This is a genomic window from Shewanella sp. MF08487 (assembly GCF_050848685.1).
GTDB lineage: Bacteria > Pseudomonadota > Gammaproteobacteria > Enterobacterales > Shewanellaceae > Shewanella > Shewanella glacialipiscicola.
This window is the reverse complement of record NZ_JBOZPB010000001.1, coordinates 177,075-188,733: the sequence shown is the minus strand read 5'-3', so window position 1 is coordinate 188,733 and position 11,659 is coordinate 177,075. Positions and strand designations below refer to the sequence as shown.

Here is an 11,659-nt window from a genome sequence, read left to right as displayed (position 1 = left end):
TTTTTCATGAGTATCGAAATCAAGGTACCTGTACTACCAGAATCTGTTGCCGATGCCACAATTGCCACTTGGCATGTCAAAGTGGGTGAGCAAGTTTCTCGTGATCAAAACCTGGTTGATATTGAAACCGATAAAGTAGTTCTTGAAGTGGTTGCGCCAGAAGATGGTTATATCGGTGAGTTTTTGTTTGAAGAAGGCGCCACTGTTCTTGGTGAACAAGTGATTGCTAAATTCATCGCTGGCGCCGTATCGGGTAAAGAAGTCACTAAAGCGCAGGCTGAAGCGGCAACCCCTATTGCTGCAACAAGCGATGAAAGCAGTGATGCATTAAGCCCATCGGTACGCCGTTTATTGGCTGAACACAATGTTGATGCCAGCAAAGTAAAAGGCACCGGTGTGGGTGGTCGTATTACTAAAGAAGACGTTGAAGCGTTTGTTAAGACAGCACCCAAAGCTACTCCATCAGCTGCGCCAGCGGTTGCGCCATTAGCGGCTGGTCGTAGCGAGAAGCGTGTGCCTATGACACGTTTACGCAAAACCATCGCTAACCGTTTATTAGAAGCGAAAAACTCAACCGCTATGCTCACCACGTTTAACGAAGTGAACATGAAGCCCATCATGGATATCCGTAAGCAATACCAAGATATCTTTGAAAAGCGCCACGGTATCCGTTTAGGCTTTATGTCTTTCTACATCAAAGCCGTGACTGAAGCGCTAAAACGCTTCCCAGAAGTTAACGCGTCTATCGATGGCGATGACATCATTTACCACAACTATTTTGATATCAGCATTGCCGTATCAACGCCACGCGGTCTGGTAACACCAGTATTACGTGACACAGATACCATGAACTTAGCTGAAATCGAAAAAGCCGTCCGTGACTTAGCCTTAAAAGGCCGTGACGGTAAGCTGACAGTGGCAGACATGACTGGCGGTAACTTCACTGTGACTAACGGTGGTGTTTTCGGTTCACTGATGTCTACGCCGATTCTTAACCTGCCACAAAGCGCGATTTTAGGCATGCATGCCATTAAAGATCGCCCAATGGCAGTCAATGGTCAGGTTGAAATCCTGCCCATGATGTACCTAGCACTCTCATATGACCATCGCATTGTTGATGGCCGTGAGTCTGTTGGTTTCTTGGTGGCGATTAAAGACTTCCTAGAAGACCCAACTCGTCTGCTGCTTGATCTGTAAGACAACTCGATAAGAGATTGCGCTTAACGAAATAGCCAGACATACCCTCGTGACTGGCCCAATTGGGCCAGTTGGATTTGATTAGAAGTATACGGATAGATCATCATGAATTTGCATGAGTATCAGGCAAAATCCCTATTTGCCGAATATGGTTTACCAGTGTCAGAAGGTTTTGCATGTGATACAGCCCAAGAAGCTGTAGAAGCGGCAGGCCATATTGGCGGAAATTTATGGGTTGTTAAGTGCCAAGTACACGCAGGCGGCCGCGGTAAAGCAGGTGGCGTTAAAGTCACTGGCGATAAAGAAGAAATTAGAGCCTTTGCCGAACACTGGTTAGGCAAAAATCTGGTTACTTACCAAACTGACGAGAAAGGTCAGCCAGTTGCTAAAATTTTAGTAGAAAGCTGCACTGACATCGCCAATGAACTGTATTTAGGTGCGGTTGTTGACCGCGCGACTCGTCGCGTTGTGTTCATGGCATCGACTGAAGGCGGCGTGGAAATTGAGAAAGTGGCAGAAGAAACGCCAGAACTCATCCACACAGCAATCATCGATCCGCTGACTGGCCCACAAGGCTTCCAAGCTCGCGATCTTGGCTTCAAGTTAGGTTTAAACCCAACGCAAATGAAGCAGTTCACTAAGATTTTCATGGGTCTGGCGAACATGTTCGTTGATCATGATTTTGCACTCTTAGAAATCAACCCACTGGTTATTACTACCGAAGGCAATCTGCATTGCTTAGATGGTAAAATTGGTATTGATGGTAACGCTCTGTACCGTCAACCAAAAATCAAAGGCATGCACGATCCATCACAGGATGATGCTCGTGAAGCTCATGCGGCTAAGTTCGAACTGAACTATGTCGCATTAGACGGTAACGTTGGCTGTATGGTTAATGGTGCAGGCTTAGCAATGGGCACTATGGATATCGTTAACTTACACGGTGGCAAGCCAGCTAACTTCCTAGACGTAGGCGGCGGCGCGACGAAAGAACGTGTAGCAGAAGCTTTCAAAATCATTCTGTCTGATAGCAATGTGAAAGCGGTTCTGGTTAACATTTTCGGCGGTATCGTCCGTTGTGACATGATCGCAGAAGGTATCATTGGCGCCGTTAAAGAAGTAGGCGTTAAAGTACCCGTTGTGGTTCGTTTAGAAGGTACTAACGCTGAACTTGGCCGTGAAGTATTAGCTAAATCAGGTCTTGATATCATTGCAGCGACCAGTCTAACTGACGCGGCTGAGCAAGTTGTTAAAGCTGCGGAGGGCAAATAATGTCTGTCTTAATCAATAAAGATACTAAGGTAATTTGCCAAGGTTTCACTGGCGGTCAAGGTACATTCCACTCACAACAAGCTATCGATTACGGTACGCAAATGGTCGGCGGTGTGTCTCCTGGTAAAGGCGGGCAAACGCATTTAGGTCTGCCAGTGTTTAACACTGTGAAAGACGCTGTGGCTGCGACTGGCGCGACTGCTTCTGTGATCTATGTACCGGCACCATTTTGTAAAGATGCCATTCTTGAAGCTATCGACGGTGGTATTGAGCTAATCGTGTGTATCACTGAAGGCATTCCTACACTGGACATGCTGCAAGTTAAAGTGAAGCTTGAAGAAACTGGCGTTCGCATGATCGGCCCTAACTGCCCAGGTGTTATCACCCCAGGTGAATGTAAGATTGGCATCATGCCTGGTCACATCCACTTAAAAGGCAAAGTGGGTATCGTTTCTCGTTCAGGTACTCTGACCTATGAAGCGGTTAAGCAAACGACTGATGAAGGTTTCGGCCAATCTACTTGCGTAGGTATCGGTGGTGACCCAATTCCAGGTACTAACTTCATCGACGTATTGGAAATGTTCCAAAACGATCCACAGACTGAAGCGATCGTGATGATCGGTGAAATCGGTGGTAATGCTGAAGAAGAAGCGGCTGCTTATATCAAAGCACACGTGACTAAGCCTGTTGTGTCTTACATTGCGGGTGTAACTGCACCTGCTGGTAAGCGTATGGGCCATGCTGGCGCGATTATCGCTGGTGGTAAAGGCACTGCAGAAGACAAATTTGCTGCACTAGAAGCAGCGGGTGTGACAACTGTCCGCTCGCTTGCTGATATCGGTAAAGCGCTGCGTATTCGCACTGGTTGGTAAGTTATTAAACCGTTCGATACTAAAAGGCGCTTAAGGCGCCTTTTTTATTGGGCTGAATTTGATTTATGTGACTTAGGCTTAATGAAATAGGATCAAGCTAACATTTTGAAGACTAGATATTTTTCTTTATAAAGGTTAGATTGATGTTTCTCGGGGAGGCAATTGCTTTTATCTGTAGCGAGGGCCATCTCCAGTTGAACCCTTAACCGTAATCTATATGATTATGGCTTCAGTGCTGTCTCATCAATAAATCTTTTATTCAATTATGTCACACGTTTGCAGCCATTGGCTGCGGGCGTATTTGTTTTATGGATGCTTACTGCATTAAAGCAGGTAAGCCACGAAGTTGATGTTGGCCCAATAACCGGCTTAAACATCACGCTTTTTATGAGGGAAAGACTGTGAACACACCTAAAATTATTATTTCTGAAATCGATTTAGAAAGGCTAGAGCGATTATTAGAGTCACTCCCGGCAAATGCGTTTCCGGGTAAAACGGCATTAGAAGCGGAATTAGACCGAGCTGATATTGTACCCGCAGCCCAAGTGCCTGCAAATGTGGTTACTATGAATTCGGAAGTTAAGTTTAGTGTTTCATCCAGTAATGAAACTTTTTGTTTGCGTTTAGTGTATCCCAAAGATGTTAATGGTGCGGGGACGATTTCAATCTTAGCCCCAGTAGGCGGCGCATTATTAGGGCTATCTCAGGGAGATGAGATTGAATGGCCAGGACCGGGGGTGTCTGTTGTTAAAGTTCGTATTGAAGAGATATTGTATCAGCCTGAGCGTAGTGGTGATTTTCACCGCTAAGCTTGCCTTGGCGTAGCGTCCCTGACCTTACGCCATTTTTTGTGCATGATAATCATTGGCAGATTTTTAAAACATCATTTTAGAGGTGTAGCAATGATTACTCAAACTAACCGCTTAATTATTCGACCATTTACTGAGCAAGATTGTGATGCGCTGTATTTGATGAACAGCAATCCGGCGATGCTGAAATATATCCCTACCGCCGCTTTTACATCTCGCGAGCAGGCGGTTGAGTTATTTCATCAGGTGATCCAAGCTGATTACCAACAACATGGTTTTGGCCGTTGGGCGGTAGAACATAAGGCTGATAACAAGGTGATTGGCTTTTGCGGGCCTAAATTTTTGCCAGAATTTAATGAGGTCGAGCTTGGTTATCGTTATTTCCCCGAGTATTGGGGGGTTGGAATTGGTACCGAGGCGGCGTTTGCTGTCTTAACGGAGTTTAAACGCTTTGGTATTGAGCAGACGATTGCACTTATCTTAGAAGGGAATTTCGGCTCCGAAGGCGTGGCTAAGCGTGTGGGTATGCACTGGCGTGAACAAAATAAGTTTATGGGACATAAGGTCAATATTTACGCTAAAACATTATGTTACGCTAAAAAATAATCATAGCGGTTGCAGTGTTATATTGAATACATAAAAAACTAAGCGTACAAAAAAACCAGCAGAAGCTGGTTTTTTTAACAGTTATTCAACTTTCACATTAAACTGTGGCCGACTACTCGTCGTTGTGTTCACAAGTATCATTGGTGCAGTGACCATAGAGATACAAGCTGTGATTGGATAACTTAATGTTATGTCTCTTGGCAATATCGTCTTGACGACGTTCAATCACATCATCTGAAAACTCAATGACTTTGCCGCAAGTCAGGCAAACTAAGTGATCGTGGTGGTGTTGAGTTGAGAGTTCAAATACGGCTTTACCACTTTCAAAATGGTGACGGCTGACAATACCTGCATCGTCAAATTGATTTAATACGCGATAAACGGTAGCTAAACCAATCTCCTCACCTAAATCCAATAGTTTTTTGTACAAATCTTCTGCACTGATATGTTGGTTTTCAGGTCCTTGCATCAGTTCTAGGATCTTAACTCGTGGCAGGGTAATTTTCAAACCCGCTTTTTTTAGCGCTTGATTTCCATCTGTCATTGCTAATCTCTTGATTGCAGAACCAATAGGTTCATCCGTGTATAGTGTTTGTCATTATAGGGGCTTGGGTTGAAAACTTAAACCTTTGTTCTGGCTTTATGGTCTTATATGCAGATAAATTGTGTCAACAGGCGTTAAATCACAATATTTTACGGTAATTCAAGCATAGTTTTTGTATGTTTATACCAAGGCATAATATTCACTATGGTTAACATCAGTGAGAATCATCCTAATAAAATAATAAGGAGTCAGCATGTACCAGCAAATAGTCGTGTTAACTGGTGCGGGGATCTCTGCTGAGTCAGGATTACGCACCTTTCGTGATCAAGATGGCCTATGGGAAGAACATCATATTGAAGATGTGGCCACGCCTGAAGGTTATGAGCGTGATGCTGAACTGGTTGAGCGATTTTATAATAGTCGTTGGCAACAATTACACAGTGGAACGGTTGTGCCTAATGCGGCGCACTTGGCCTTGGCAAAGCTTGAGGCGGAGTTTACAGGCCAATTACTCATTATTACCCAGAATATTGATGATCTGCATGAGCGTGCGGGGTCACGACGTTTACTGCACATGCATGGCGAACTATCCAAAGGGCGCTGTCCACGTTCGCGCCAGACATTTATTTTACGTGACCCTTTTGGTGCAAGTAATTGTTGTACCTGCTGTATTCCTGCCCAGCGTTTACGGCCCCATGTGGTATGGTTTGGTGAAATGCCCTTAGGGATGGATAGGATCCATGATGCGCTAGATAACTGTGACTTATTTATCGCCATTGGCACTTCGGGTACTGTCTATCCAGCAGCAGGTTTTGTTGATGCGGCTAATCATCACGGCGCGCAAACGGTGGAAGTGAATATGATGACGCCCGATAGACATTGTCAGTTTCAATATCATCTTACTGGTAAAGCGGGGGAGTTAGTGCCTAAGCTGGTTGATACTATTTTGGCAGGACAAGTGATTGGTAGTGAGTCGAGCTTATGAGTGAGAAATTAGTGATGATCATGCGCGGCTTACCGGGCAGCGGTAAGTCACATTGGGTGGAGCGCTATATATTGTCTCTGCCTTTAGATAGAGCCATAGGTGTGCGGCAGCGCGGCGTATTTTCAACCGATAGCTTTTTCTATCACCAAGATACTTATCGTTTTGATGCGAAAAAGCTCCCCGAATATCACCAATGTAACTTAACCGGCTTTATTCAAGCACTTTCTTCAAGTGAACCTATCGTGATTTGTGATAATACTAATCTATGCCGCTGGGAATACATGGCCTATGAAGCCGCAGCCAAGGCTTTAGGTTATCAAGTAAGAATTGTGCTTGTCGGTGAACCGAGTAATGTGGCGCATCAAGTGGAGTGTGCTGAACGAAACCGGCATAACGTTCCCTTGGCGCAAATTCAGCGTATGGCAAAGGTGTTTGAAGACTTTTAACCGTAACGGCTATTATGTTCAAAGCTGCGATGTTTTACCCTATGTTACGCCCATGTATTACGTGTTAGCGCGTTTCAATACTTAACCCTATGCATAATCCCAAGCACACCTATCAGTGTGATATTTGTTTTATCTCTTTGCCGATGGAGCTTAAGCTTGATCCTAAAGGCAGTTTATTCACTTAAGTCAGCGTATAATATACAAGCTTATGTGAATAATGCTTAATAACTACAAGCATTTATATACACGATAGCGCGTAAACTCAATTAGGTAAGAGGAAAGGGTCGTGCTAACCAAAATTTTATTAACAGTCTTAGTGATTACGGGAGCTTGGTTTTTGCTAGTGAAGCGCACTCGTATCGTGCAACCTCAGGCAATTAACATCACTGACAAGCCCTTGCACAACTCGTTGTTGCACCGATATATTCTGACTGGAATATTTGTAGTGCTCGGGCTGGGCTTATTGAGCTACAGTGTCTGGTATTGGCGCGATCAACATCAGGTTGTTACCGTCAGAATAGTGTCACCGAATGCGGACAATAATGGTGAGTATCGTGTGCGCAAGGGAGATATTTCAGATTCTAAAATGGTAACGCTGGATGGTATCCATATTCGCTTTTCGACCCAAGAACGCTTGGCCATTATTGAAACGGATTAGAGCACATTTATTTTACTAAATAATCTTCCTCACCTTTTCATTGCCAGCTTATACGGTAAACTAGCGACAATTTTTTAGCCTGCACTTAAGTCGAATCTTTAACTTAAGTTGTTTTCAGGAGGACAAATGATCACTGCTTATGTCTATGAAAATCGTCATCTTAGTGTGACTGAGCTTGGGGTGCTGGACACTATTCCCTCATCGACCATTTGGTTAGATCTGTATAAACCTGATGATGCAGAGCGTGCATGGTTAAGTCATTTTTCTGTTGAAGAAGTACCAGACGAAGAAGATATCAATGAAATTGAGGCCTCTGCACGTTTTTATCAAAACAGTGATGGTTTGCATATTAACTCATTATTCCCTCAACGCGTTGGCCAAGATGTACGCGGCGTAAACATCTCTTTTAATCTCAGGGCTAATTTTCTACTGACTATCCGTGAAGAAGATGTCGGTCTGATCCGATTATTGCGTAACTATTTGCGTCTGGGGCGGTTAGAGGTGTCGACGCCGCAGGAATTATTTCTCGAACTTTTTAATCTGAAAGTAGAGCATCTGTCTGACTTAATCGAAGACGTCTACACAGTGCTTGAAAACGTCGGAGAGCAAGTGTTTGATAATGATAAGCTTGACGATGTATTTAAGTTAATTACGTTACAAGAAGATTCTAATGGCAAAATCCGTTTAAGTTTGCTCGATACCCAGCGATCACTGCGTTACATGCAACGTTATTATCGTGGCCAGTTATCTGATGAGCACTTGAAAGATTTACGGGAAATGTTGTCGGATATCGAATCTTTGATGCCCCACAGTCAGTTTATTTTCGATAAATTAAACTTTCTGCTTGATGCGGCTATGGGGTTTAGTGGTCTACAACAGAATAAAATCATCAAAATATTCTCGGTTGCCGCAGTGGTATTTTTGCCCCCGACATTAATCGCCAGTAGCTATGGGATGAACTTTGCCAGTATGCCTGAGCTTGCGTGGCAATATGGTTATCCTATGGCGATTGTGATGATGGTGGCCAGTGCAGCAGGCACGTATTTTTTCTTTAAACGTAAGCATTGGTTATAAATCAAATTGTTAAATGAGTTAGCTGTTATTGAGTAACATTAGAATGTAGATAAAAAGGGGCGAATTAATAATTCGCCCCTTTTTATTCAATAATTGGCATGGCTGGATGGTAGAGTTACACTAGAGATTTGGCTCCAGCCAATAATGTAATTGGTTAAAAATAAATCGATTTATCCATTGTAATTAATGCATAGCGGCTTTTAATACTTTATATGTGTTATATATCGAGCAATCTAAGATGAACATTATCTCATGAGTATTACTTTACAATGAGTTAACGAACATGCCAGCATAAACCTATAATTAATCAATCCGTTGAGTATGTATGGACTTTATTGAAGTATACCCAAATGCACTGCCAGATGAATTGTGCGATCGCCTTATATTGGCTTTTGAGCAACATAGCGGTGTTGTTGATGGTCAAACGGGTAATGGTATTGATCCGGAAAAGAAAATCAGTCGTGATTTAACCTTAGACAATTTTACAGACTTACAGTCATTAAAAAATGAGCTTTTAGGTTATACCTTAGTAGGGGCGGTGGACTATTTTACTCAGTATTCGATGGCGTTAATGGGCGCGGTTGCCGTGTCGGTAAATGATGAGCAAGGACAGCCAATAACATTGACTCCAGCTAATTTTGCCACGCTTGGTGTACCTAGGATTGATGGGCTAGTAAGATATTTATACCGTAGTGGTAGTATTAATATTCAGAAGTATCAGCAAAATAAGGGCGGCTATCCCCATTGGCATTCGGAGCAGTTTCCACAGAATGGTCATAACGAAGCTTTACACCGTGTTGTATTATATATGTTTTATTTAAATGATGTTGAAGAGGGCGGCGAAACTGAATTCTATTATCAACAACGTAAAATTTCCCCTAAAAAAGGCACTATGGTTATCGCGCCCGCAGGATTTACCCACTCACATCGTGGTAATAGGCCCGTCAGCGGTGATAAATATATTGCCACCTCTTGGCTTATGTTTAACCGTGCTGAAAAGTTATATGCCATCCTTGCTTAAATATATTTCAATTTATTAGGTCGGGATACGGATCCTAAAGAGTGCGCCTTCTAAACGGCTTTCCTCTATTTTTAAGCTACCCCCGTAACTGTGGACTATTTCGTCACATACGGCTAGGCCGATACCTTGCCCAGGCGATTGAGTATCTGCGCGGACACCGCGCTGAATAATTTTTTGTTTCAGTTTTTCTTCAACACCTGGCCCGTCATCTTCGACAATCAGCTCAAATTCACCTTGTGGATTAATGTGCGCACTCACATGAACTTGGCTAATGCATAGCCGAAATGCGTTTTCCATTAGGTTGCCACATAATTCCATTAAATCGCCTTTGTTGCCCGGAAACATTAAATTTGGGCTGATATTGGCACTAAACTGTACTTGTTTTTCGCGGTAAATTTTAAATAACATTTGTGCCAGCTGTTCGACTAATGGCGCAATGGCTGTTTGTTCTTGTTTTAGACCTTGGCGCCCGAGCATGGCCCGTTTAAGTTGATATTTTACCAACTGATCCATTTGGCTCACTTGTTCCATGATCTTTTCGCTCGCAGATTGCTTATTTAAACTGGCGTCGTCAGTAATGGCATGCACCGCGGCTAAGCGAGTCTTTAAGCTATGTGCTAAGTCGTTCATCGCATTCTGATAACGCTCTTGCTGGGCGCTGGATTGTTGTAACATTTGGTTAAGTGCTTGGGTTACGCCCTCAAGCTCGACAGGGTAACCTTCGGAAAGTGATTTACTTTTACCTTGGTTAATCGATTGCAACTCATTTTTCATTCGCACCAGCGGCCGCATTCCCCAATAGGCTGCACTGATTAATAGAATGAGTGCTAAGGCTAAAACCATGGCTAAACGGATATAGGTACGTTTACTAAATTTACTGTATTCTTGCTCTAGTTTAGCCGCATCTTTCATCACCAGAAGGTTGTAATGCTCGCCTGCAATATCTACTGCGAGTAGATAAACAAAGTAACCTCTGTCGTCAGCCATAGTGAGATAGTAGGGTGGGGAATCATTGCGAATTTCGTTGAAACGCTCGCAGGTATCAAATAAGCCGCGATCGACAGCTAATGACGAGGTCCAGACTTGTTTGAACTTTTCATCACAACTGGCAATCACATACCGCTCTTGTTTATTATTCTCTTCTAGCCAAGCGCTAGTATCGGGGATCAGATCATGTTCACGTAATTCTGCAGCCACTTGGGGGATTTCGGCAATAAGTTGCGCGGTTTCTTCGTTATAACTATTTTGCGCGTGCAAAATATTTACCATCCAAGCTAGACCAAAACCGACTAAGGCAATAATCGAGAGTGAGGTGATAAACATGCGCGTCAGTAGACGTTTTTTAAACTTTACTCTTAATGGCATGGCAGATTAAATTTATATCCTTGGCCTCGAATGGTTAATATCGGGTTGTCGATACTGTCGTGGGTGAGTTTTTTACGTAGGCGGCTGACCATCACTTCAATCGTATTTGGGTCACCTTCTTTGTCGCCATAAATCACATCGAGCAGACGTTGCTTCGCTACCACTTCATGGCAATGCCGCATTAGGTATTCAAGGATTAAATATTCAAAGGCGGTGATTTCCATCATCTCATCACCAAGTGTGACTTGCTTAGCTGCAAGGTCGAGCTTTAATTCACCACTACAAATAACCGATTTGACAAAACCTGCACTACGGCGCACAAGCGCATCAAGCCTCGCCACAAGTTCCTCTTTCTGAAAGGGTTTTACTAAGTAGTCATCAGCACCCGCATTCAGACCTTCGACTTTATCTTGCCAGTTCACCCGTGCTGTAAGGATTAATATTGGCGCTTTAAGTTCGGCTTCACGTAATTGTTGAATTAAACTAATACCATCTTGATCGGGGAGGCCTAAATCGACGATAGCAACATCAATGGGATAATTAGTTGCCTGATAAAACCCTTCTTTAGCCGTTAGCGCCACTTGAACCTGATTGCCAAGATCGCTTAACTGTACCTTTAAGTGATGGGATAAAATCAGATCATCTTCAACAACTAAAATTCTCATATATGCGTGCCTTAAAGTGGATGAGTTAAATCTTTGCAAGTTTGCCAATAAGTCTACGTAAAATTACATTAATACCCAAATTAGAGTGTCAGCATATGTCAGCAGAACTTAACCTCTGCTGACCGAGCTGAAGCAATGATTAAAA

General features: G+C 43.3%; 13 protein-coding genes. 10 read left to right on the top strand and 3 right to left on the bottom strand.

The annotated features are described in order from the left end of the window. Nucleotides 1-6: 6 nt before the first annotated feature. From odhB to ACRN9H_RS00760, 5 genes are all read left to right on the top strand, one after another. A complete protein-coding gene (odhB, locus tag ACRN9H_RS00780) occupies nt 7-1,197 on the top strand; it encodes a 2-oxoglutarate dehydrogenase complex dihydrolipoyllysine-residue succinyltransferase (RefSeq protein WP_432312041.1) in 1,191 nt (396 codons plus the stop codon). Between the two features lie 105 nt (nt 1,198-1,302). Continuing rightward, nucleotides 1,303-2,469, top strand: a complete 1,167-nt coding sequence (sucC, locus tag ACRN9H_RS00775) for an ADP-forming succinate--CoA ligase subunit beta (protein ID WP_220774199.1) — start codon at nt 1,303-1,305, stop codon at nt 2,467-2,469. Further along, nucleotides 2,469-3,341, top strand: coding sequence for a succinate--CoA ligase subunit alpha (gene sucD / locus ACRN9H_RS00770; protein ID WP_432312040.1), 873 nt, complete (start codon nt 2,469-2,471; stop codon nt 3,339-3,341). Before sucC ends, sucD begins: the two co-directional genes overlap by 1 nt. 401 nt (nt 3,342-3,742) lie before the next feature. Then, a complete protein-coding gene (gene rnk / locus ACRN9H_RS00765; protein ID WP_432312039.1) occupies nt 3,743-4,150 on the top strand; it encodes a nucleoside diphosphate kinase regulator in 408 nt (135 codons plus the stop codon). A 93-nt stretch (nt 4,151-4,243) separates the two neighbouring features. Next, on the top strand, nt 4,244-4,756 hold the full coding sequence (locus ACRN9H_RS00760) for a GNAT family N-acetyltransferase (protein WP_432312038.1): 513 nt from the start codon (nt 4,244-4,246) through the stop codon (nt 4,754-4,756). Nucleotides 4,757-4,868: 112 nt separating this feature from the next. Here ACRN9H_RS00760 and fur read toward each other — a convergent pair whose 3' ends face one another. Then, on the bottom strand, nt 4,869-5,300 hold the full coding sequence (fur, locus tag ACRN9H_RS00755) for a ferric iron uptake transcriptional regulator (RefSeq protein WP_263189048.1): 432 nt from the start codon (nt 5,298-5,300) through the stop codon (nt 4,869-4,871). Nucleotides 5,301-5,553: 253 nt separating this feature from the next. Between fur and cobB the strand changes: the two genes are divergently transcribed. The 5 genes from cobB to ACRN9H_RS00730 all read left to right on the top strand — a co-directional run bounded on the left by cobB (nt 5,554) and on the right by ACRN9H_RS00730 (nt 9,484). Then, on the top strand, nt 5,554-6,285 hold the full coding sequence (gene cobB, locus ACRN9H_RS00750) for a Sir2 family NAD+-dependent deacetylase (RefSeq protein WP_432312037.1): 732 nt from the start codon (nt 5,554-5,556) through the stop codon (nt 6,283-6,285). Then, nucleotides 6,282-6,731 carry an ATP-binding protein gene (locus ACRN9H_RS00745; protein WP_432312036.1) on the top strand — a complete coding sequence of 150 codons (450 nt, stop codon included), beginning with the start codon at nt 6,282-6,284 and terminating at the stop codon, nt 6,729-6,731. The genes cobB and ACRN9H_RS00745 overlap by 4 nt, the downstream gene beginning before the upstream one ends. Before the next feature lie 286 nt (nt 6,732-7,017). Further along, a complete protein-coding gene (locus ACRN9H_RS00740) occupies nt 7,018-7,389 on the top strand; it encodes a hypothetical protein (protein WP_432312035.1) in 372 nt (123 codons plus the stop codon). A gap of 126 nt (nt 7,390-7,515) precedes the next feature. Beyond that, nucleotides 7,516-8,463, top strand: a complete 948-nt coding sequence (gene corA, locus ACRN9H_RS00735) for a magnesium/cobalt transporter CorA (protein WP_432312034.1) — start codon at nt 7,516-7,518, stop codon at nt 8,461-8,463. Between the two features lie 325 nt (nt 8,464-8,788). Beyond that, nucleotides 8,789-9,484 carry a 2OG-Fe(II) oxygenase family protein gene (locus ACRN9H_RS00730; protein WP_432312033.1) on the top strand — a complete coding sequence of 232 codons (696 nt, stop codon included), beginning with the start codon at nt 8,789-8,791 and terminating at the stop codon, nt 9,482-9,484. A gap of 15 nt (nt 9,485-9,499) precedes the next feature. Here the strand turns inward: ACRN9H_RS00730 and ACRN9H_RS00725 are convergent, their stop codons facing one another. Both ACRN9H_RS00725 and ACRN9H_RS00720 read right to left on the bottom strand, forming a co-directional pair. Then, entirely contained in the window at nt 9,500-10,849 is a 1,350-nt protein-coding gene (locus ACRN9H_RS00725; protein WP_432312032.1) for an ATP-binding protein, read from the bottom strand. Further along, nucleotides 10,840-11,514 (bottom strand): response regulator, encoded by a 675-nt coding sequence (locus ACRN9H_RS00720; RefSeq protein WP_220775078.1) that lies wholly within the window; start codon nt 11,512-11,514, stop codon nt 10,840-10,842. Before ACRN9H_RS00720 ends, ACRN9H_RS00725 begins: the two co-directional genes overlap by 10 nt. Nucleotides 11,515-11,659: the final 145 nt, after the last annotated feature.